Raw genomic sequence first — 22,430 nt, 5'->3', positions numbered from 1 at the left:
GATGTCCCAGATGTTCCGGTCGCTGTCGGAGCCGAACTACCGGCACTGGTTCGCCGGTGCCCTGATCTCCAACACCGGGACATGGATGCAGCGCACGGCGCAGGACTGGATCGTCCTGACCATGCTCACGGACAACAACGCATCAGCCTTGGGCATCACCATGGCTCTGCAGCTGGGCCCGCAGCTGATCATGTTCCCGTTCGCGGGCAACCTCGTCGACAAGTTCGACAAACGGCGTCTGCTCATGGTCACCCAGGCGCTGCTGGGATTCATCGGACTCGTCCTCTTCGTCCTCACCATCACCGACGTCATCGTCCTCTGGCACGTCTACGTGCTCGCGTTCACGCTCGGGATGCTCACGACCCTGGACAATCCGGCCAGGCAGGCCTTCGTCTCCGAACTCGTCGGAGAGAAGCTGCTGCCCAACGCCGTCAGCCTCAATTCGGCGTCCTTCAACGGCGCTCGGATGATCGGTCCGGCCGTGGCCGGTGTGCTCACCGCTGTCATCGGCCCCGGTCCCGTCTTCCTCATCAGCGGGCTCGGCTTCGCGGCGACGCTGACCGTGCTGCTGCGGTTGGACCGATCGCAGCTGCATCCCTCTGGTCGGCGCGGTGCGGGCGGGGTGCTCGGCGGATTGAAATACCTGCGCCGGCGCCCGGACATCACGGTCGTGCTCGTCGTGCTGTTCGTCATCGCGACCTTCGGATTCAACTTCAACATCTACACGGCGACGATGGCGAAGATCGAGTTCGGCAAGGATGCCAGCGGCTTCGGTCTGCTCAACTCCGTCATGGCCATCGGGTCCGTGACCGGAGCACTGGTCTCGGCCAGGCGGGAGAAACCCCGGCTGCGCTTCGTCTTCGGCGCCGCAGGCGGCTTCGGAGTGGCGGTGGGTGTGGCATCGCTGATGCCCGACTACTACCTCTTCGCCGCCTCGCTCATGTTCGTCGGTTTTTCGTCACTGACGATGATGACTTCGGCGAATGCCTACGTGCAGACGACCACCGCTCCGAACTACCGCGGTCGAGTGATGGCGATCTACGCGGCCGTCGTCATGGGCGGCACCCCGATCGGCGCCCCCTTGGCCGGCTGGGTCGCCGATGCCTTCGGACCGCGGATGGCGCTCGTCGTCGGAGCCGCCTCGGGGATCATCGCCTTCGCCGTGGGCCTGCTGTGGATGATCACGGCCAAGGAGCTGCGACTCCACCGGGACCCCAAGTCGCGGATCCGGCTGCACCTGAGTTACCACGGCCGGCCGCCCGGCGGCAGCGCACACTGAGGGCACGAGCGGGCGGGCTGATGCTCGTGGGGCGGCATTGGCAGGAGCCGGCACTCGGCGGGCCCGGAGGTTCGTGTCATAGAATTTCGGTCGACCGCCTCGGCGAGGGATTCGAGGGTCGCCCAAAGGAAACGGACGGACTGTGACAACTGACATCATCACCTCGGCGCTCGTGGGCCTGGCGATCCTCGTCGGCTGCCTGGGCATCATCGTGCCGGTGCTGCCCGGGTCGATTCTCATCGCCATCGCGGTGCTCATCTGGGCGATCATCATCGGCGGACCGGCCGCGTGGATCATCTTCGCCATCGTCGCCGTGTTCGTCGCGGCCGGAATGAGCGCCTCACTCGTGCTCACCGGTCGCAAGCTGAAATCCATGCAGGTGCCGAACTCCTCGGTGCTGTTGGGCGGGGTGCTCGCCATCATCGGCTTCTTCGTCATCCCCGTGCTCGGCCTGCCCATCGGCTTCGTCGGCGGCCTCTACCTCGCCGAGTATGCCCGCCTCAAGGACGGGAAGACGGCGTGGAACTCCAGCTGGGAATCGATCAAGGCGATCGGCCTCGGCGCTGCCATCGAGTTCATCCTCGCCATGCTCGCCGGAATCACCTTCGGCATCGGCGTGCTCATCCACTTCTTCGGCTGAGGGCAGCTGGGACCCTTCGCTATCACCGGCAGAGCACCGCTCACGGAGCCAGGTGGGCGATCTCCGGTGCTTCTTCGCCGAGGATCAGTCTGGCCACACCATCGCCGATGAGTGGGCCCATCGTGAGTCCGCCGGCGCCGAATCCCGAAGCCAGCCACAGTCCGTCCGCGCCCTGCACCGCACCCGCGTACGGCAGTGCCCCCTCGCGCGTCGACATGGGGCGCACTCCGACGCGGGTCTCGAGAACGGTAGCCTGTGCGAGGCCCGGGGCGATCCGCAGCGCGTCGTCGAGGACCTGCTGCGTTCCGGCGGCAGTGGCGCGGACGTCGAAGCCGACCCCGTCCTCCCTGGTGGCGCCTGCGACGATGCGGCCTCCGTCGAAGGGTGTGATGTAGTGATGGTCGAGAGGGTGAATCGTCGGCCACGGCGATGTGTTGACTCCGCGCAGCTCCAGATGGAGCAGCTGACCACGTTGAGGGACGATCCCCACAGCGTGGCCGAGTCGTCCGAGGAGCTCGGCACTCCGCGCCCCACCTGCGATGACGAGGGCGTCGAAGTCCTCCGTCGCCGAGGTGGTGCGTACCGACCATGTGCCCGCGCTCGATGCGGTGACATCCTGTGCAGAATCTGCGACCGTTCTGGCGCCATGCAGGCGCGCTCCGGTGAGGATCGCATCGCGCAGAACCCGCCCGTCGACACGGCCGCCTCCGGTGATGAGGAGTCCGGTCATGTCCGGAGCGATCGGCGGAAAGATCTCGCGAAGCTCCGCAGCATCGAGGTCATGGACCTCGCCCGCGACGGTCCCCGCGGGCGCGACACGAGAACGGATGGTCGCAGCCGCCTCGGCGAGGGTCCCCGGGTCGTTGTTGACGACGAGGGCACCGGACCTGCGATAGCCGAGGTCGGGGATGCCGAGCGTACGCAGCGCCTCGAGGAACGCCGGATAGAAGTTCCCTCCCGCCGCGTACTTCTCGTAGTAGGCACCGGTGCTCGTCGACACCCACGGTGCGATGATCCCCGCGCTGGCAGCTGTCGCCTGCCCGGCCATGGCATCGTCGACGATGGTGACGTCGACCCCGCGGGAGGCGAGGCCGAAGGCAACACTGGCCCCGGCGATTCCGCTGCCGATGACGCCGACGCGGGCGGAGCTGTCGACGGTGTGTGCAGGCATGTCGGTCGCGTTACTTGAGTGCGTCGATGACGAAGTCGATGCAGGCCAGCAGGGCCCGCACATCGTCGGGGTCGACGGAGACGAAGGTCGCGATGCGCAGCTGATTGCGGCCGAGCTTGCGGTAGGGCTCGACGTCGACGACGCCATTGGCTCGCAGCACCTTGGCCACAGCCGCTGCGTCGACCGACTCATCGAAGTCGACGGTGGCGACGACCGATGAGCGGTCGGCCGGCTCGGCGACATAGGGGTGGGCCGCCTCGGCGGATTCAGCCCACTCGTAGACGAGCCCGGAGGACTCCGCGGTCCGCTCGGCCGCCCACGACAGGCCGCCGTTGCCGTTGATCCACTCGATCTGTTCGGCGAGCAGCAGCAGGGTCGCCACGGCCGGGGTGTTGTAGGTCTGGTCCTTGCGCGAGTTCTCGATCGCGGTGACCAGATCGAGCGAGGTCGGGATCCAGCGCCCGGAGTCCTTGATCTCCTGCGCGCGGGCGATCGCGCGCGGCGACATAATCGCCACCCACAGGCCGCCGTCGGAGCCCATGTTCTTCTGCGGGGCGAAGTAGTAGACGTCGGTCTCGGCGATGTCGACAGCCAGCCCGCCGGCACCGGAGGTCGCATCGATGACAACGAGGGCATCCTCGGCGATCCCGGCCGGACGTGTGATCTGGGTGGCCACACCGGTCGAGGTCTCATTGTGGGGCCATGCGAAGACGTCGGCGGCGGAAGCGCCGGTGGTCGCCCCGGCGGGGGAGGAGACGAGACCAGCGGCAGCCAGGGCCTCCGGAGTGGGGATCGCAGCCGTGCCCGGTTCGGCATTGAGGATAAGGGAGGAAGCCAGATGCGGGGCAGTGTCGGTGGCCTTCGCGAACTTCTGACCGAACTCGCCGAAGGTCGCGTGCGCGGCCCGCTCGCGGACGAGGCCGAAGGCCGCGACGTCCCAGAACACGGTGGACCCGCCGTTGCCGAGCACCACTTCGTAGCCCTCGGGCAGGCTGAACAGCTCGGCCAGTCCGGAACGGATGCGGCCGACGAGGTTCTTCACCGGCGCCTGGCGGTGGCTGGTGCCGAGCACCTCGGTCGCGGCCGAGGTCAGCGCCTCGATCTGGGCAGGGCGGATGCGGGCCGGGCCGGACCCGAAGCGTCCGTCGGCGGGCAGAAGGTCGTTCGGGATCTCAATATTCGTCGCAGTCACGCTCGATATTCTACGGCGGGCCCGTCCGCCGCTCGGGACCGGTCCGTCATGTGACGGACGGCGGACGTCGACTGTCACTCCCTGTGACGACTGCACGACGTCGTCCGTCTCGACCGCACCCGCCGAGGCGGGACCCGGCTGACTCGTGTCCGTGCCGCGTCGTAGAGTGAAGACATGAGTGAGCCCGTCGATCGCCTCCCGCAGACCCGGAAGTCCTATGACTCAGCCGTCTTCGAACACCCGGATACCGCACCCCTGGACCTGCTGCGCCAGTGGTACGACGAAGCGGCCGACCACGTCCGCGAGCCGAATGCGATGACCGTCTCGACCCTCGACGAATGGGGCCCGAGCTCGCGCATCGTCCTGCTCAAAGGCCTCGACGAACGCGGACTCCTGTTCTTCACCGACTACTACTCGGCGAAAGGCCGGGCGCTGCGGGCCGACCCCCGCATCGCCGTGAACTTTCCCTGGCAGGACATGGAACGACAGGTCCGCATCCGCGGCCTCGCCGAGGTGGCCGCCCCCGAGGACTCGGACGCGTACTTCGCCGTGCGCCCCCGTGGATCGCAGATCGGGGCGACCGTGTCCAAGCAGTCCCAGCCGGTGACCAGCCGCGAGCAGATGCAGGCCGAATACGATGCCGCGGCGGCCGAGCTCGAAGGCCAGGATGTGCCGCGTCCCGATCACTGGGGCGGGTTCCGCGTGCGCGTCTTCGAGATCGAATTCTGGCAGGGCCAGCAGAACCGGTTCCATGACCGGTGGGTCTTCCGCCGCGCCGACGGCAGCCACGAAACGGCCGGCCTCGACGACGCCTCGGCCTGGGAGGTCGTCCGCCTCTACCCCTAGGCCAGACGATCTCTACCCCCAGGCCAGACGATCACCGGCGCTCACCGACGAATACGCGAATACGAAGGAGTATCGATGACCTCGACCCATACCTCTGCTCAGTACGGACCCGACGCGGTCTTCGACAACCTCATCGGCGGCAGGCGGGTGCCCAGTGAGGACCGATCGACGAACACGAATCCGTCCGACCCCTCCGATGTGATCGGTCTCTTTGCTCGCGCGGATGCCGCCACGGTCGCCTCGGCGATCGATGCCGCCCGTGCGGCCGCTCCCGCCTGGGCGGACCTCGGCTCACAGCAGCGCTTTTCGATCCTCGACAAGGCCGGAAGCCTCATCGCCGACCGCGCCGACGAACTCGGCGACCTCCTCGCCCGGGAAGAGGGCAAACAGCTCGCCGAAGCCAAGGGCGAGGTGCTGCGCGCCTCCCAGATCTTCAAGTTCTTCGCCGGTGAGACCATCCGCAACACCGGCGAGATCGTCGACTCGGTCCGCCCCGGACTCATCGCCGAGATGACGCACGAACCCATCGGCGTCATCGGCGTCATCACCCCGTGGAACTTCCCGATCGCCATCCCGGCCTGGAAGATCGCCCCGGCGCTGGCCTTCGGCAACACGGTCGTGGTCAAACCCGCCGAACTCGTCCCCGCCAGCGCCTACGCGCTCACCGATATCCTCGCCGAGGCGGGACTGCCCGACGGAGTCCTCAACCTCGTCATGGGGCCGGGTTCCGTGGTCGGGGACGCCCTGACCACCTCGGCGAAGATCGACGCCGTAACCTTCACCGGGTCCGTCGCCGTCGGACGATCCGTCATCGCCTCGGCTGCGGCCCACCAGATCAGGGTGCAGTGCGAAATGGGCGGGAAGAACCCGCTCGTGGTGCTCGGCGACGCCGATCTCGAAGCGGCCGCCGACGCCGCGATCAATGGTGCCTTCTTCTCCACCGGGCAGCGCTGCACCGCGTCCTCCCGTCTCATCGTCACCTCCGATGTGCACGATGAATTCGTCGCCCTGCTCAAGGAGAAGATGGCGGCACTGACCGTCGGCGATGCCCGCGCCGAGGGAGTCGCTATCGGTCCCGTGGTCTCCCGGACTCAGCTCGACCAGGATCTCGGCTACATCGCCACGGCCCGAGCCGAGGGTGGGGAAGTCACCGGCGGTGAGCTCATCGAATCGGGCACGGGTGGGTACTTCCTCGCACCGGCTCTGGTCACAGGCACGAAACCGGGCGACACGATCAACGTCGACGAGGTCTTCGGCCCGGTCGCCTCGGTGATCGAGGTCGCCGACTACGACGAAGCGCTCGCGGTCGCCAACGACACCGAGTTCGGGCTCTCGGCCGGCATCTTCACGACCTCCCTGAAATATTCGACCCACTTCAAGCGTTACGCCCAGGCCGGGATGGTCATGGTCAACGCCCCGACGGCAGGCGTGGACTATCACGTGTCCTTCGGCGGACGGAAAGGGTCGAGCTATGGTCCTCGCGAGCAGGCTCGGGCGGCACGCGAGTTCTTCACGGTGCACAAGACGACCTATACGAACGCGGGCTGAGTGGGCCGGTGCGCAATCCTGCGCGGACGGGCCGAAACCCATGCGGGCCGAGCCGTCCGGCGGCGGCCGATGTCGGGCGCGGACCCAGGCGATTCCTCGACTCACGGGATTCGCTGAACGCACGATAGGATTGGTCCAGATCGCAACGGCCGCGAACGGGTTCGCCTGCGCGGGGCGGGACAGGGTCGCAGCGACCCGAATTGGTGACAGCGCCTGAAACGGTCGAAACGACCTGAAGACGAAGAGTGGAGTGGCTGGTCAGAAGTGAACGACCTCATTGATACAACCGAGATGTACCTCAAATCGATCATCGAGCTCGAGGAACAGTCGATCGTGCCTTTGCGTGCCCGCATCGCCGAGCGCCTGGATCATTCCGGTCCCACCGTGTCACAGACCGTGGCGCGGATGGAGCGCGACGGTCTGCTCCACGTCGGCAACGACCGTCATCTCGAGCTCACCCCGGAGGGGCGTCGGATCGCCACCGACGTCATGCGCAAGCACCGTCTGGCCGAGCGCCTTCTCTCCGATGTCGTCGGACTCGAGTGGGAACTCGTCCACGACGAGGCCTGCCGCTGGGAACACGTGATGAGCGAGCAGGTCGAACGCAAGCTCGTGAAGCTGCTTTCGGAAACGTCCACCGGGCCCTACGGCAACCCGATCCCCGGCCTCGACGTCATCGGCGGCGAAGCCTCGACGGCCACCGAGGTCATCGACCTCGCCACGGCGGTCGGTCGGGACGGCGCGAAGAAGCTGACGATCGCCTGGCTGGCCGAACCCCTGCAGGTCGATATTCACCTGCTTCAGCAGTTCCAGGTCGCCGGCGTCCTGCCGGGCAGCGACGTCGAGATCTCGCGCAACGGCGAATACATCACCGTGCAGGTGCCCGGTGCGCAGGACGTGCTCGATCTGCCGGTCGAGACTGCCTCGCACGTCTTCGCCTACCGGAGCTGAGGCGTACAGAAGTCTCAGTTCCCCACGCTCGAGGCTGGAGTTCCGTAACATCGAGACGGTGGCTCGATAACGGCGAGGACGAGCCGCGGTAACGAAGGAGCGGGTGCCTGAGTCCCGATTCGTTACAAATCACTGTGATCTCTGACCCGGGGAGCGGATCTCCGCCCCCTGGGTCGCGTCGTATAACGAGAAAATGTTACGAATGTTTCAAGCTGTTTTAGGCCTCTGACCTGCACGTTTATGGAAAACATCACGGTTTCCCTCCGGCGGTTGTGACAAAAACGTGACAATCAGTCACCGATTGGTTACAGTTGTTGAGGTCGTTCACGCACTGACGACCTCACAGCGAGATCCGAGCGCCGCGCTCGCTGTGAGATACCAAGGACCGATAGCGGCGGTTGGCTGAGATTGCCAATAGGAACGAGAGGGAAAACGTGGCAACTAAGCAGCATGGCCGCCGCGCCGCCGATGCCAAGGTCAAGACTCCGCTGACCGAACTCACTGAACTTCTGAACGCCAATTCAGGCGTCTTCGGCCGTCGTGCAGCTGTTGTCGCTGCCAGCGGTGGTCTGCTGACCGCCGCAGTGATGCCGGCCGCCGGCCAGGGTGCCGACGACCAGAACAAGGTCTCCGCAGAAGCCGAGACCACCCAGAAGGTCGACTTCGAGAACCAGACCGTCACCATCGGCGACGACTCGAACAGCAAGAAGGACGACAAGAAGTCCGACTCCTTCGGCGTCGAGAGCAAGGCCATCACCGCCGAGGCGGCCCCGAAGCCCGAGCCCAAGCCCGAGCCGGTCGAAACCACCTCCGCTGACTCCGACGAGTCGGCCGGAACCTCCGACGACACCGCCAACAGCGGATCGTCCGATTCGGGCGAATCCGACTCCAAGGGCGCCGGATCCATCAACGGATCCAAGGCTGAGCAGGTCCTCGCCTGGGCGGCCAAGGGCGTCGGAACCCCCTACGTCATGGGTGGAACCAGCCCGAGCGGCTGGGACTGCTCCGGATACACCTCCTGGGTCTACAGCCACGTCGGCGTGAACCTGCCCCGCACCTCCGGTGCCCAGAAGGGTGCAGGCCAGATCGTCTCGCAGTCCGAAGCTAAGCCCGGTGACCTCATTTGGCACCCCGGCCACGTCGGCATCTACGCCGGTGGCGGACAGATGTACGATGCCGGTTCGCGGAGCTCGGGAACCTCGAAGCGCAGCTACAGCTGGATGGGCAACGTCACCTTCATCCGCGTTCTCTGATCTTCATCACCGAAAAGCTCCCCGTACGACTCGACGGTCCTCGAGTCGCACGGGGAGCTTTTCGTATGCCCGGAAACGTCGGGCGCGCACCGGCGGTGTGCCTGCATTCGCTAGTCCGAAATTCATACGCACTGATCAAGATCACCACATATGAATTTCGAAGCAGTTCATGTGCTCAATTCGGCCGACAACGTCGCCGAGGCGGCCGCCTGCTTGCGCCGGCCCGCCTGCGACCACCCGTGCACCCGCCTGCTTGCGGCCGGTTCGGGGAGTGCGCTGAACTCCCGGTTCGGTGAACGCAAGCCGAAGATTCCGTGACGCGAGCAGTATGAATTGGGTCACGGGCGCGCGCGGCGTTACTCTGGAAAAGATTGAGTTCCATGATAGGTGGGCGCCGAATGGTGTCGACCGCTGATGCGAAGGAAAGCAGATGGGGCATAGTCGAATAATTCGAATAGCCGCTCCAGTCTCTGGTGCGGAGCACATATCTGTCTCCGTGCCCTCTTTCCCAGGCGTCGTGCCCATGAGCACGGCGCCTTTTGTGTTCCCTGGGGTCGGGGCAGCCGGTTTCGGCCCAGTAGAGAAGAAGATGAGGGGCGAGATATGAAGACTCTCGTGCTGAACGCCGGTTACGAACCGCTGTCGATCGTTCCGTTCACACGGGCCGTGGTGCTCGTGCTGACCGGAAAGGCGACAGTCCTGGCCGCAGAGGACATTCCGGTGAGATCCGAGCACATGAGTCTCGATCAGCCCTCCGTCATCCTGCTCACCCGCTATGTGCGCCCGCCGAGCAACCGTCGCGTCGCACTCTCCCGCCGGGGAGTCCTGCGCCGGGACGGCCACCGCTGCGCCTACTGCTCCAAACCGGCATACACAGTCGACCACGTGCTCCCACGCTCCCGCGGGGGAGCGAACACCTGGGAGAACCTCGTCGCCTGCTGCCGCGAATGCAACAACCGCAAGGGCAATCGCACTCTCGGCGAGATCGGGTGGGAGCTCAGCTTCCTCCCGCAGGAGCCCCGTCTGGGGCAGCTGTGGATGCGCGGGATCGACAAACCCGTCGAGAAGTGGCGCCCGTTCCTCGAATACTCCAGCGCCGCCTGACAATCCGGCATCGTCCCAGATAGGGGACGGTGCTGTCCGAATGCTGACGGGATTCGGATAACGATGTGACATAGGCGAAGTTCTCACAGTCAATGTGTTCTAGGGTGGACGAAACAGAAGTTCGCGTCGACCCAAGGAGTTTGCGATGAGTGAGCAGGATCGCCCCCAGAATTCCGACCCGGCACCGGTCGGCGAGACCGAAGCGGTCATCGTCGGAATCGACGGCTCTCCGCCGAGTCGCAACGCCCTGGCGTGGGCGATCCAAGAAGCACGCTCCCTGGGGCGTCCCATCCGCCTTGTCGGTGCCTACACGATTCCGAGCGTGGCGGCTGCCGCCATCGACGTGTCCTATGTGCCCATCGATGACAGTTCGATCCGTGCGGCCGTGACGAACACCCTCAAGGAGGCGGCTGCCGAGGTCAAGGCAGCAGGAGTTCCCGTCGAGGCCGTCATCGAGATCGGCGATGCCGCCGGCGTGCTCATCGACGAATCGAAGACCGGTTGCCTCACCGTCGTCGGATCCCGCGGTCGCGGCGGTTTCGCCGGTCGTCTCCTCGGGACCGTCTCGAGCGCACTGCCTGCGCACTCGGCATGTCCGACGGTCGTCGTCCCCGCATGCTGGGACAACCAGGCCGAGCGTCCCGCGCATCCGACCTCGTCACGGCCGATCCGGCAGGACGGCATCGAGGTCGAAACCCATGATCCCGATGCCGAGTCGATCGAAGGCCTGCGCTTCGACGGCAAGGTCGTCGTCGGTGTCGACTCCCTCGGCGCCGAGTCCCCGGCGCTGTGGAAGGCTGCGCGACTGGCCGTGCGCCGCGGTTCGCCGCTGCACATCGTCGCCGTGATCACCACGACGGTCATCGGCCCCGAATGGCTGCCGAGCACCGCCGATCTCGAACGCCTCGTCAACGAGGGGGCGGACAAGCTCGTCGTCGCCAAACAGCGTCTGGCCGAGGAGTTCCCGGATCTCGACGTTACCTGGACGCTCTTCGACGGCCAACCGGCCGAGGTGCTCGTCCGGGCCTCCGACACAGCCGAGGTGCTCGTCATCGGGTCGCGCGGTCGCGGCGGATTCGCCGGCCTCCTGCTCGGTTCCACCTCGCAGTCGGTGCTGCCGTACTCGCAATGCCCGACGATGGTCGTGCGCGTCGCTCGCGACCACGGTCGCCGCAAGCACAACGAGGCCCCGCCGGAGCCGGGGCTCTAGATGTCATCCTGACCGGGGAGGTCCGAGTCCGCGAGCCGGATCTGGCTGCCGGAGCGGACAGAAAGCGCCGAGGCGGCCGATCGGATCGATCGGCCGCCTCGGCGATGGTGGATCCTCGGTGATCGTCGGTCAGGGCGATGCCGGAAACCGTTTTCGGCTCCGTCAAGTGAGTCTGGCGCCCCCGGGCAGATTCGAACTGCCGACACCCGCTTTAGGAGGTCTACGGCAGGGAGTCGATCCACGTCATCTCTGGGTTCTCTGAGTGCTGGAAGTGCTCAAAACGGCTGGGAAGCCGCTGAGGTGGTCCGCTGGGGGTCCGCACTGCGGACTTGCGGTGGTGGGTGCACTTGAAAAGGATCCAGCAAGTCAGCGAATGAGTCCACGCTTTCAGAGTGATATTCCAGGCCTTGAACGATCTCTTCAGTGTGGTCCGAGAATGTCAAACTATTCCTACCACTACATTACCGCGTCAAAGCTGGGTATCGAAGCGGGCGTTCCAGTGGGTTGAACGATCTGGTGGGAGACGCTCGGGAAGCGGGCGTTCCAGTGGGTTGAACGATCTGGTGGGAGACGCTCGGGAAGGGGGCGTGGAGGCAAGGGCGTTTTTGGATACCGAAGTCTTATGGCTTGACATCTTCCGGCATGTCTTGGCAGATCTTCTAACCGGTCGCAAAGTCGTAGAGTTCTTGCATGTTTCCTCTAATCCATTCCTGATCGACAATGACTTCGCTTCCTTCGACATAGAGTCCCTTTGGGTCAACTACGTATCTGATCCCGCCGCTAGAGGCTTCGAGGTATGGATTGCCCATACTGTCGAAATTCATATCTGCGGGGAGTACGGTGAATCCGTTCTCCGAGTTTCCGCCGACATAGGTGACATGGTCGGCTGAGGCGGCTCCCTCGTATAGGCAGAGTTTGACTTTGTATTCCTGAGTTTCTCCGCTGACCAGTTCGTCGGGGGCGTCCACGGGACATTCGCCGGTTTCCCCTGGCGAAGGTGCTGCTTCCGTGTCTTCGTTGACGAGGTCATCGCTGGGTGAAGGTGCCTGCTCACTCGGTTGAGCTTTCGGTGTTCCTGTGGATTCGGCAACTGGGGCCTTATCGGCCGTTTGTGGGTTGAAGGCGAATAGGCCGATGCCAACTCCGGCTCCGAGTACGACGATCACAGCGACCGCGATGAGACCGACTGTGCGCAATCGACTGAGCATTCGTCCGGGCGGAGGCGGCTGAGGAGGATGCTGGCCGCTGGGTGGTGGCAGGTGCGAGAGGTCTGGGTGATTGCTCACGATGTACTCCAGTCCGCAGCACTATTGTTATTGCCCGCATCGAGGTCTGCACCATGAGAGTTGAAGCGCAGAGGTTCAGAACCATGACGTGCGTGGTCGACAAGGTATGCCGTGTGTTGAGCCGTGCGGATGTTTGCGAGCACGAACTCTAGAAGTACTCGCACAGCGGCAATGAATGCCACGACCGCGATCGCTCCGGCGACGAAGATGATGATGCCGATGACCGCGAATTCCGGCATTCCTGACGAAGCTGCTGCTAGGAACGCGACAACAACGAGTCCGAACCAGAGGAAGAGGGTGGCGAGGCTGACCGCGACGTAGACGAATCGAGCGATCTTGATGGTCGCGACGCGGTCGGCGCGCAACTTGAAGTCAAAGATGGTGCGAATAAGTCCCGGAGCCCGTTGCTCGGTGGCTCTATGTCGTTTTGCTGACGTATTTGGAGATGAGGACTGGATGGGGTGGACGTGGTTGGTCCAGCTCTGTCCGTTCCAGTATCGAAGTTGCCCATCGTTTGTGGGGTCGGGGTGCCAACCCGCAGAGGGAAGGTCGTGATCGTTCATAGGTCTCCTGTGGGTTCGGGAATCCCTTCTCAGGCAAAGTGACTAGATGGCCAGTGCAGAGGGGAGGCAGGCTAGTTTTCCGGGGGCGGGGTTTGATCTCTGCGAGGGGTATCGTCGCCTGATTGTTTGAGGCCCTGCCTGAAGCCATCGAACTGTCCGCGTAGCTTACCCATCTGCCCTTTGACGTTCGCGACGGCTTGTCCGGCTCGTTCTCCGGCGACCTGTGCTCGGCGCGAAGCGGTCTGGGGCGGCGGTGGTGTTGCACCGCGGTTTTGGCCGTCGGGGGTCCATGTGGGCGTCTGCGGCGGTTTCGGCGGCTCGGCGGGGGCAGGTGGCGTACTGGGGTAGTTCGGGCGTTCTGTGGCCTCCTGTGGCGGCATAGGTGGTCGCGGCGGGGTCTGCGGGTACGCGCCAGGGGTCGGTGTAGCCATTCCGTCCGCGTTAGGCGCGGGCGGTTGAGGTTTTGGGTTGGGTGAGGGAGGGGTCTGTATTCGTGTTTGAGCGGTTTTGAAGGCTGATGATGCAGCGCCGGAGGCGCGTCGATAGCTGGCGGAGCTGAAGTGGGTGGCGTTAGCGGTGGCCGATTTCGCCCACGATGTTGAAACGGCGGCTCCGGTGCGCATCACGCCGGCAGACGTCACTACACCTGTAGCCAATGCAGGGGTTGCGCCCGCTGCGAGCCGCTTAAGGGCCTGGATGGTGGACACACGCTCTCCGGAGGCTATCTGTGCTTGTCTTTGGGCTCGCGCCTCCGCCTGCCATTGCTTCATATCGCTGACCTTCATCTTCATCGCTCGATAGGCCTTACGGAACATGAGGAAAAGAGTGATCCCAACTCCGACTGCGAGGAGCCCCAAGAACGCGGCGAGGATCGGTAGGACAATTGCGGCGATCACAAGGATGAGGGCACTGGAGTCCTCGAACAGGCTACGTATCCAGTCGGCTGTGCCTGCGCTGGCGCCTGTAGTAGCGAGAGTAGTGGATGCCTTGCCGAGACTGACAGGCAGTGACGTGCTTGCTCCGAGGACGGTAGTGAGGGCAGCGGCTGCCGAACCGGAGTCCACCCCGAGCTGCATTCCGACGAGACTGCCTAGGATCGGGCGTAGCCAAACAGAAGCGGACTCCAGGAGGGCGTCTAACCCCGGAAGCTTGCCGCCGATGAACTCGGCAAGGGCAAGGATCCCACAGATAGCCAACACCCAGGGATTGGCGATGCTGTCGGGTATCTGATCGATAGCCGTCGCTACGACGGATGGGGCGTCATCGGGTACCGCGAGGGCTGCGAAGCCGAGACCGAAGACGGTGAAGTACGGCCGCAAGCCTGACGCCGATCCGCTACCGATCGCCATGAGCGATGCTGTCGCTGGGTCCATCGGGTGGTCCTTTCAAGGAGACGAGAAGAGAATCGAAGCGGAGATGCAATCCTTGGCCTCCCCGCTACTACAAGAGTCTGATTCGGAGCATACTATATAAGACCTTGTATATAGGGTGTTGTTTCCCGGGTCTGGTCGAGACGATTATTTGGTGGCCTGGGACGGTAAGAGCGCAAAAGAGCTTGGAGATGCAGTCCGTGATCTTCGGACCTTTAGGGGGATGACACAAGAGTCACTGGCCTATCAGGCGGGGATCACTACGAACCAAGTTTAGCTCATCGAGTCGGGCCGATCCTCGGGACGCAAGGAAACAACTGGCCCCTCAAACCCAAGGCTGTCGACGCTTGTGGGTTTATGCGAGGTTCTTAATGTACCGGTTTCAGAATTGCTCCACGCCGGGGGCTTGAAGTTGCGTTCAGTCGACCACGCCTGCATGCCGTTGATGATTCTGGAAGCGCAATCTTGTCTGCAAAAGCAGGTCCTGCGACATCGTCTACTTGTTACCGTGATCTGCTGGTTCAGGGATGTGTCAGTACGACTATTTTCTGCCTAAGATATTCCTTGTTTGTAATCGGATTCGACATAAACTCGAAACGTCCGAGTCGGTACAATTCGGATATGCTTGGCTGCATGGTCAATGAGTGGATCGCCGTACTGGCGGCAGCAACAGGAGCCGGAGGCGCTATATTCGCGCAAATATTTGGTTCAATTTTCACTGCTAGGCGCGAGGCCAAACGCCTAAAATGGGAAAAAGAAACGAAACAACTTGAGTGGAATTTTAAGCGGGCAGAGCGGTTCCTTGACCTTAAGCGGGAATTATACAGCCGATACCTGAGTCTCACCTACAAGCCTATTAGCGACTTGATCCTAAAACTCAACGAGGAATTTAGGGCAGGTGAATGCCAGACGCTCGATGTTAAAGCGACCGAATACATAGACGAATTAGATGACTTGAGGTGGAATCTCCAGCTAATCGCTCCGGGATCTATATCCTCCGGAGCTGAGGTTGTCTACGCTGCAATATTTGCAACTACAGTAGTATATTATCGGCCAGATGAGTACTCGCAGGAGCATAGGAAAAAAGCGGCAAACGATACGCTGGATAGTTGGCAAGAGATGAAACATCTGATGCGCTCGGACCTGGATTCAACACCGGATGCACTTGAAGCGCAAGAACTGTTTCAACGTGAAATTCGTGCGGGAAAAGACCGCGTGGCAAAAGATCATGTTCAGTCCAAATCAAAATTCACTGAGGATCTTGATATGAAAATAGACAAATTGCGGGATGGGCCCGATTTTTTTCCGCAAATTTATCCCCATGCTGAAGGTCGGAAAAGAGCTGATTGAGCGGGAAGGCGATGACCGTGTTCTATCTTTGGTTTGGAGCGGGTGTTGAACTGTTCCCTTCCTGCGTTGGATAGGTCTACAAATAAGTAGTATCGAAGGTGGAGTCAGCTATTGGCTATAAATTGAGTTCATTCTCGGTGTAGTTAGGTCTACCTCGTTGCTCTGTCGATTTCCTGCGTTGAGTTCCTGTTGATTGAGGTCCGAGATCGTCTCGGACTACAGATCTGTTCAGGAGGTCATAGGTATGGATCGTCAAGTAGAGGGCCAAGTGGTTGGTTATGTTCGAGTATCGAGTGTTGATCAGAACCCTGACCGTCAGTATGAGGCTATTGGGGACGTTGACAAGTGGTTCGAGGACAAGCTTTCCGGCAAGACACGTATACGCCCCAGTCTCGAAGCGATGTTGTCCCATGTCCGCGACGGCGACTGGGTAAAAGTTTCATCGATGGACCGGCTTGCCAGGTCCGTGATTGATCTTCACTCGCTTGTTGATGGTCTTGTCGCGGACGGTGTGACGGTCGAATTCTTGAAGGAAAGCGTGGTCATCGGACCGGGCACTAACCGGCCTATGGATCGGCTGCTGTTGACGGTGCTCGGGGGTATCGCAGAGTTCGAACGCAGCATCATCCGTGAGCGTCAGGCGGAGGGTATCGGCGTGGCGAAGAAGCGTGGGGTCTATGAGAAGCCACTTTCGCTGACCCCGGCGCAAATCGATACTATTCGCAAACGAACGGACCTCGGGGTCCCGAAAGCCGTGATTGCGCGCGAACTAGAGGTGTCTCGGTCAACGGTATACAACGCGTTGGCTGGTCGCGGGAGGTACAGCGATGCCTAAACAAAGAGCCGAGGGCATGCCAACATGGGTGTCCCAGCGACTAGAGCAAGTCCAGGCATACCGCGACGCAGTTGAGAAGGCACGCGAGTCGTTAGAAGCACGGCGCGGGCTGATGCGGGAGAAGTACTGGTTCCAGGTCCATGATTTCGACGGCGCGTTTCTCGACTTCGTTGAGCGGGCAGTCGATCTTGAAACCATTGTCCTTAAGCACCGGTTCTGGGCGTGGGCGAGTGACGCGGCACGATTTACGGACTCAGCGGGTGAAGGTATGTCATCACTGCCCGGTCCGCAGACGCTCGCCCGACTGAACCGTTACGAGAAGCTGTCGAAACAGGTTCCATCTGGTCGCCGGGAGACCGTAGCAAAAGAGGTACAACAACGGTTCACCACGATAATGGGACGACTTCATACTTTGCTGCATGCCCCAGGAGTATTGGTCGGAATGGGTATCGATGTCTACCGGGTACAGCAGTGGCTTGAACCTGAGTACAGTCGACTATTTACACACGCCCCGGACCATCATCAGCTCGTCCTTGTCGAGAACCTTGAAAGAGTGGTCCACACGGTGGAGCAAACACGGCGACACTGATCAGCCAAGCTCCGTCTAGAAGCCCCGCCAGAGCGGGGCTTCTTCGCGTTCGCACCTTGATGGATGTGAGCGAGAATGGGGGCATGAGATTCAGGGAGCTTGCTGAGCGGATTGAGCAAGAGACTGTTATGGTCACCGCTGATGGGTGTACGTACCTGTGGACTGCCGAGCAGGAGCGTCCGCGCCGGTCCGAGGATTTGGAGATGACCGCGCGGGAAACAGCGAAGTTCTTGTGGGAGGCGAGACGCCGACGTTCTGAGATGGCGTTCAATGAAGAATTTGACCTGCTGCGTCACTTCGTCAATGATCGGCATCATCAGAATTCTGAGAAGTTTGTGCGTGGAAATCCGGCGGTGTCTTCGCGGATATTTCCTGCCGTGCTTGAAGCTCCGTCCCGTAGCCACATTGTGGTGGCTGTCGAGATGGGCTTGTTGATGCCTCACTGGATTGTGAGGGTATCGAAGCAGAAGTATCAGGTGGGTTGGTGGGTGATGCGAACCAACAAGCAGATGAAGAAGCTACTGGAGCCTCAGAGACGAGCGAAGAAGGCAGGCTCGACCCCGATGACTGCTGTTGATAGAGCTGCGGTGAAACTCAAGTGGAACAACACTGAAGACAGTATTCGCAATCCCTTTCATGAGCATGCAGAACTGGAATTCTTTTCGTTCCTGCAGGGCTACGTGTATGGTGCTGAAGCTCTGGTTGTCGAGGGTATAGAGGAATATCAGTCTTTGATCGCTGCGTCCTCTGGTGGTGCTGGCGGCCGGATATCTTCGGCGAGGAAGTCCCAGGCGAATAGGGCTAACAGCGCACGCGGTGTTCAATCGCGTCGTGTCATCCGGGACAGACGGCGTGATGCAATCCAGTTGATCATCAACGAGAGCGGGATTCTTCCCGTCGCGGAGTTCGTAGAGGCTCTGTTGCCGGATTTTCGGGTGAGTGCTGACACGGTGCGGAAAGATTTGCGAGAGATGGGCCAACGCGGGTGAGTCACCGTCATGTGCTCGCTGCAACTGGCGACAAGGGTGAGTTAATTTCCTCGGGTCAAGGGCACCCGTGTGATGACGGGCGGCTACACAGGTTAGTCGTTGAGATTGAGACTCTCGTCGAGGATTTGAAAACTTTATGTGCGGCCATTGCGAACGTTCAGAGGGTTCTTGATCGGCAGAATGAGAACGCTAATTGGAATCGAACCGTTTTCGGGCCGAGACTGCCGAACCTCTATGAAGTCGCCAATCTTTCCCGAGAAGCGGACCGAATCAAGCAGCGAATTGATGATCGCGCGGGAACAGTGATGGAGCTTTACCGCGAGTGGGGCGTCATGCCGCTTAATAGGTGGTTCTCCTGGCCGGGAGCGGCTTTGGAGGTTCTGAAGTGTTGGGACGCGGAAATTGAAGTCTTCGACGGGCGAGACAGGCTGCTGACGAATATCGAACAGCCCGAACAAGTCGTGGAACTACAGTGGATTCTTCCGATGCGGCCCAAACAGTACACACTTGGCCAAGATTTGTGCACGTGGATGTTTCCGCACCTGGACCAGAGTAGATCGAAGAGTGGTCAATCGATGCGCCAATTCTTCGATGACGACACAAAGTTGAAGTCTGCCATCGAGGCAGCCGCCAAATCGGGGACGGTAAGCCCGCGTAGTGTTCGGGCGAAATTGAAAGGTGGGCGAGCCATCCCCACGAATTTCCCTCCGATGGTCGCGCAGGCGATCTTTGAACGGTATACCCCCGTTGGTGGAACGATCTGGGACCCCTGTGGAGGGTGGGGTGGACGAATGTTAGGGGCGCTGACCAGCCGGAACGATTACACGTACATCGCTACCGAGGTCGATACTAGAACTGTGGACTGCTTGCGTGAACTGGGTGCGTTGATCGAAAACGTCACGGGAAGGGATGGTTCGTTTCGCATCGTTAAGTCAGGGTCCGAGGACTACTCGGACCGTTGTGGCGATGTGGACTGCGTCTTCACGAGCCCCCCGTATTACGACGCTGAAGACTATGGTGCTGACAGCGACAATGCAGAGGAGCAGTCCCACAACAAATACCCTACTCTCCAGACGTGGGTCGACGGATTTGTCCAGGGCACAGTGCGCAACATCGCGAAGGCTCTGCGTCCGGGAGGCCGGGCAGTGATCAACATTGCCGACAGGACGAACAATTCCATCGATATTGTCGACGAATGGGTCAGAGCAAGCTTAAGCGAGGGCCTAGTTCTTGAAGATGTGTCAGTGTTATCGCTCACGAAACGTCCCAGCCGAGACGAAGGCGGCCGGCCGAAGAAGCGGGAGCCGGGTAAGAAGAGTGCTCAGTCTCTTGCCGACTATAAGGCTGTCGGGTCTCACGAGCCTTTGCTTGTCTTCCGCCGACCCTGACCATGTGGACCAGCCGCAGTGGGCCGGGGTAACGAACGACGACCATGCCGCGAGGATCATTCGGCGGCCCATTGATGAGATTTCCTGCAGAGCGGGCAGGCTGGGGTTACATTCGTCCCCTGGCTGCTCTAGACCCTTTGATGCCCGGGGTATGTAGAGGCATATATACGTAGACGGGTATACGTCTATATTCGCCTTTCGCGCCGTGTGCCCGCGTATTCTCGGGCCAGGTAGGCCACTACGGTCCTCTCTCCGGCAGTGTATGGGCAATTTCAGCTTCAGGGGCTATGTTCCCCGTACTCGTGTCCAGGCGGTCATCGCTACTTGCAAGCTGTCGCACTGGTGCCGAACCCTTTGTGGGCTCTTCGCTGAGTATTTGAAGCTTTGGGGACCACCCGATCGTGCGGTTGGGGACCACCGATATTGCCTGTGGGGGCCAGCAGCCGTGGACCTCGGGGCCACTGGCCGCCCATCAGCTCATCGTCACGGGTTCAAAGCAGCATGTTCTCTCATGTTGTGACTGCCGGTCTCGACCCAGACCGTGTTGTGCACGATCCGGTCCATGATCGCATCCGCGTGGACTCCGGATCCGAGTCGTTGATGCCAGTCCTTCTTCGCATACTGGGTGCAGAACACCGTCGACGCACAGTCGTAGCGGCGTTCGAGCAGTTCCAACAGCATGCTGCGCATCGACTCATCCGGATGATCGAGCAACCATTCGTCTATCACGAGAACGCTGAACGCGGCGTACTTCTTCAAGAACTTCGTCGTGCCCATCGGTTTGTCCAACGCCTGCGCCCAAGCTTCTTCAAGATCAGGCATGCGAATATAGTGCGCACGGATCCGGTGCTGGCAGGCCCGTTTGGCCAAGGCGCACCCCAGGTACGATTTCCCGGAACCGGTGAACCCTTGGAACACGACGTTCTGGCCCCGCTCGATGAAACTGCAGGTCCCCAGCTGGGCGATCACGTTCCGATCCAGGCCGCGTTCATCGACCCTATCGAGTTGACGCAGGTCGGCTGCCGGGTAGCGCAACCCGGCCCTGCGGATGAGTCCCTCGATTTTGGCGTGATTGAATACCGAATGGGCTTCATCGACGACCAGTCGCAACCGTTCGTCGAAGCTCATTCCCATGGTCAGATCCTCGTCTTGGGCCTCGAGTGCCTCCAGCAGGGCCATCGCGCCCATTTCGCGCAGTTTGCGCTTGGTCTCTGTATCGATCGAAGTCACCGAGTCCCTCCTGCATAGTAGGAGGCACCGCGGACGTAGCCGCCGTGCTCGACAGGTTCGGTCCGGGCGGGTCTGGTCTGGTCCTGACCGGTGGCAAGGAGCGGTTGCACATGCGCATACCGTGGCGACCGCACCGGCCCCGCCAGCGTAATCCGGCAAGCGGCTTCGACCCGGTCGGCAGAGTAGCGGCGAGAGAGTCTCAACACCGCCAACGCCGGGTTGACCCCTTGCTCGTCGATGGCTACGGACTCGAAGATGCGATTGATGACGACCAGCGTCGACGCCCCGATCCTCTCGGCCCATTGGCGTATCCGGGCCGCGTCCCACTGCTGGTATCTGTCCCCAGCAGGAAGGTCAGCATCATTCGTGCGATACTCATTGACCGCAGTCTCTGGCAGCAGCAGGTGAGTCGTGACTCGCTGGTCCCCGCGGTAGACTTCGAGGCTGCGGTCGGTGATGCGCAGATCGACTTTGGATCCGATGTGCTCAAACGGCACCGAGTAATAGTTGCGCGCCCAGCTCACATGCCCGTTCCTGGCCACACGCCGCCCATAGATCCACTGACTGATCTCGTAGGCCACCTGCGGCAGCGGTGTCAACAGCGGTTCCTCCTCCGTGGTGAAGACACTGAGCCTGGATCCGGGCCGCTTCTGGAAAGGTTCAGCATTATAAGCGCAGACTCTCTCCTCGATCGCGGCCGTCAACGTCGGCAGCGATGTGAACCGCCGGTCACGTAGCCCTGCGATCACCCATGTGGCGACATGTCCAACAGTATTCTCAACACTCGCCTTGTCTTTTGGTGCCCTGATTCTGCCCGGTAGAACAGCAGCCGAATAGTGGGCAGCCATTTCCCGATAGGCGTCGTTGAGCACGATTTCACCGTCGCGAGGATGAGTGATGACTCCGGTCTTGAGATTGTCGGGCACGATCCGCGGTGTTGAACCGCCGAAAGCGGTGAACATCGCCACATGCGCCCGGAGCCACGAGTCCTGACTCATGTCCAGGCTCGGGTGCACGAATGCGTACCTGCTGAAGGGCAGACACGCGACGAACAGATAGACCGTCTTCGGCTTGTCTGCCCCCGTGTGCAGTTGCATTGTCGGACCGGACCAGTCGACCTCGATGGTCTGGGCGGCTTTGTGTCCCACACGAGAAGCTGCACCGGTGACGAGGACGTGGCGCTGATAGGTGCGGCAGAACCGGTCATAACTCATCGCCGGATCACCAGCCGCAGCGCACTCATCGGCGTACTCGCCATGGAGGAGCTTCAGCGTCACCCCGACCCGGGCCATTTCCTTATGGATTGCCTTCCAGTCAGGTTGGGCGAACACGCTGTGATGGTCCCCGCGGCCCGGAAACAGGAGGCCATACACTTCACTGTCAGCACGGTCCTTGACATCATCCCACCCGAGTCCCGCAGCGTCGGCGGCCTCGAGGACCTGCGTGACCGATTTGCGTGACATTGCCTGGGAGCCAGCGATCGCTCTGCCCGAGAGCCCCTCGGCTCGAAGCTGTAACACCAGCTTGGCCCTGATCTTGCGTACCATTGATAATCTCCTTTCGCCGCGTGCCCAATACACGCGGTGAAAGGAGCTTATAGTTCGTGGCCCCCGCACACGCCATAGATGGTCCCGAC

At 61.8% G+C, this 22,430-nt stretch carries 21 protein-coding genes; 14 read left to right on the top strand and 7 right to left on the bottom strand.

Features of this window, described 5'->3' with window-relative positions:
- The first annotated feature begins 1 nt into the window (after position 1).
- Together CXR29_RS14290 and CXR29_RS14285 are read left to right on the top strand one after the other, a co-directional pair.
- Positions 2-1,279 (top strand): MFS transporter, encoded by a 1,278-nt coding sequence (locus tag CXR29_RS14290; RefSeq protein WP_127364895.1) that lies wholly within the window; start codon positions 2-4, stop codon positions 1,277-1,279.
- Between the two features lie 142 nt (positions 1,280-1,421).
- Positions 1,422-1,919, top strand: a complete 498-nt coding sequence (locus tag CXR29_RS14285; RefSeq protein WP_127364894.1) for a DUF456 domain-containing protein — start codon at positions 1,422-1,424, stop codon at positions 1,917-1,919.
- A gap of 40 nt (positions 1,920-1,959) precedes the next feature.
- Here the strand turns inward: CXR29_RS14285 and CXR29_RS14280 are convergent, their stop codons facing one another.
- Positions 1,960-3,090 carry an NAD(P)/FAD-dependent oxidoreductase gene (locus CXR29_RS14280; protein ID WP_164742840.1) on the bottom strand — a complete coding sequence of 377 codons (1,131 nt, stop codon included), beginning with the start codon at positions 3,088-3,090 and terminating at the stop codon, positions 1,960-1,962.
- Positions 3,091-3,100: 10 nt separating this feature from the next.
- Entirely contained in the window at positions 3,101-4,282 is a 1,182-nt protein-coding gene (serC, locus tag CXR29_RS14275) for a phosphoserine transaminase (protein ID WP_127364892.1), read from the bottom strand.
- 174 nt (positions 4,283-4,456) lie between these two features.
- On the opposite strand from serC, the gene pdxH reads away from it, so the two are divergent.
- From pdxH to CXR29_RS14245, 7 genes are all read left to right on the top strand, one after another.
- The gene (gene pdxH / locus CXR29_RS14270) at positions 4,457-5,128 is read left to right on the top strand and encodes a pyridoxamine 5'-phosphate oxidase (RefSeq protein ID WP_127364891.1); all 672 of its coding nucleotides are present in this window, start codon (positions 4,457-4,459) and stop codon (positions 5,126-5,128) included.
- A gap of 75 nt (positions 5,129-5,203) precedes the next feature.
- Positions 5,204-6,676, top strand: coding sequence for an aldehyde dehydrogenase family protein (locus CXR29_RS14265; protein ID WP_127364890.1), 1,473 nt, complete (start codon positions 5,204-5,206; stop codon positions 6,674-6,676).
- Between the two features lie 264 nt (positions 6,677-6,940).
- Positions 6,941-7,627 (top strand): iron-dependent transcriptional repressor DtxR, encoded by a 687-nt coding sequence (locus tag CXR29_RS14260; RefSeq protein ID WP_025780343.1) that lies wholly within the window; start codon positions 6,941-6,943, stop codon positions 7,625-7,627.
- A gap of 434 nt (positions 7,628-8,061) precedes the next feature.
- The gene (locus CXR29_RS14255) at positions 8,062-8,880 is read left to right on the top strand and encodes a C40 family peptidase (RefSeq protein ID WP_127364889.1); all 819 of its coding nucleotides are present in this window, start codon (positions 8,062-8,064) and stop codon (positions 8,878-8,880) included.
- Between the two features lie 150 nt (positions 8,881-9,030).
- Entirely contained in the window at positions 9,031-9,198 is a 168-nt protein-coding gene (locus CXR29_RS17375) for a hypothetical protein (RefSeq protein ID WP_164742839.1), read from the top strand.
- 285 nt (positions 9,199-9,483) lie between these two features.
- Positions 9,484-9,984 carry an HNH endonuclease gene (locus CXR29_RS14250; protein ID WP_127364888.1) on the top strand — a complete coding sequence of 167 codons (501 nt, stop codon included), beginning with the start codon at positions 9,484-9,486 and terminating at the stop codon, positions 9,982-9,984.
- A gap of 145 nt (positions 9,985-10,129) precedes the next feature.
- Positions 10,130-11,194, top strand: a complete 1,065-nt coding sequence (locus CXR29_RS14245; RefSeq protein ID WP_101556099.1) for a universal stress protein — start codon at positions 10,130-10,132, stop codon at positions 11,192-11,194.
- 659 nt (positions 11,195-11,853) lie between these two features.
- On the opposite strand, the gene CXR29_RS14240 is transcribed toward CXR29_RS14245, so the two are convergent.
- From CXR29_RS14240 to CXR29_RS18075, 3 genes are all read right to left on the bottom strand, one after another.
- Complete coding sequence (locus CXR29_RS14240; RefSeq protein WP_096159710.1) at positions 11,854-12,390, bottom strand: hypothetical protein; 537 nt, start codon at positions 12,388-12,390, stop codon at positions 11,854-11,856.
- A gap of 86 nt (positions 12,391-12,476) precedes the next feature.
- Complete coding sequence (locus tag CXR29_RS17370) at positions 12,477-13,043, bottom strand: DUF2510 domain-containing protein (protein ID WP_164742838.1); 567 nt, start codon at positions 13,041-13,043, stop codon at positions 12,477-12,479.
- A gap of 71 nt (positions 13,044-13,114) precedes the next feature.
- Positions 13,115-14,392, bottom strand: a complete 1,278-nt coding sequence (locus CXR29_RS18075; RefSeq protein WP_420897598.1) for a DUF4126 domain-containing protein — start codon at positions 14,390-14,392, stop codon at positions 13,115-13,117.
- A 654-nt stretch (positions 14,393-15,046) separates the two neighbouring features.
- On the opposite strand from CXR29_RS18075, the gene CXR29_RS14225 reads away from it, so the two are divergent.
- The 5 genes from CXR29_RS14225 to CXR29_RS14205 all read left to right on the top strand — a co-directional run bounded on the left by CXR29_RS14225 (position 15,047) and on the right by CXR29_RS14205 (position 19,564).
- Positions 15,047-15,763, top strand: a complete 717-nt coding sequence (locus tag CXR29_RS14225) for a hypothetical protein (RefSeq protein ID WP_127364885.1) — start codon at positions 15,047-15,049, stop codon at positions 15,761-15,763.
- Positions 15,764-16,007: 244 nt separating this feature from the next.
- On the top strand, positions 16,008-16,598 hold the full coding sequence (locus tag CXR29_RS14220) for a recombinase family protein (RefSeq protein ID WP_127364884.1): 591 nt from the start codon (positions 16,008-16,010) through the stop codon (positions 16,596-16,598).
- Positions 16,599-16,614: 16 nt separating this feature from the next.
- Positions 16,615-17,187 carry a hypothetical protein gene (locus CXR29_RS14215; protein ID WP_127364883.1) on the top strand — a complete coding sequence of 191 codons (573 nt, stop codon included), beginning with the start codon at positions 16,615-16,617 and terminating at the stop codon, positions 17,185-17,187.
- A gap of 83 nt (positions 17,188-17,270) precedes the next feature.
- A complete protein-coding gene (locus CXR29_RS14210) occupies positions 17,271-18,176 on the top strand; it encodes a hypothetical protein (protein WP_096159703.1) in 906 nt (301 codons plus the stop codon).
- Between the two features lie 11 nt (positions 18,177-18,187).
- Positions 18,188-19,564 (top strand): class I SAM-dependent methyltransferase, encoded by a 1,377-nt coding sequence (locus tag CXR29_RS14205; RefSeq protein ID WP_096159701.1) that lies wholly within the window; start codon positions 18,188-18,190, stop codon positions 19,562-19,564.
- Positions 19,565-20,047: 483 nt separating this feature from the next.
- Here CXR29_RS14205 and CXR29_RS14200 read toward each other — a convergent pair whose 3' ends face one another.
- Positions 20,048-20,794 carry an ATP-binding protein gene (locus CXR29_RS14200; protein WP_009883781.1) on the bottom strand — a complete coding sequence of 249 codons (747 nt, stop codon included), beginning with the start codon at positions 20,792-20,794 and terminating at the stop codon, positions 20,048-20,050.
- Positions 20,791-22,341: an IS21 family transposase gene (istA, locus tag CXR29_RS14195; RefSeq protein ID WP_009884100.1), complete on the bottom strand. Its 1,551-nt coding sequence runs from the start codon at positions 22,339-22,341 to the stop codon at positions 20,791-20,793. The genes CXR29_RS14200 and istA overlap by 4 nt, the downstream gene beginning before the upstream one ends.
- Positions 22,342-22,430: the final 89 nt, after the last annotated feature.

It is taken from the genome of Brevibacterium linens (assembly GCF_003999335.1).
Taxonomy (GTDB): domain Bacteria; phylum Actinomycetota; class Actinomycetes; order Actinomycetales; family Brevibacteriaceae; genus Brevibacterium; species Brevibacterium linens.
Note: the sequence above shows the minus strand (reverse complement) of the source record. Positions and strands in the feature narration are given on the sequence as shown.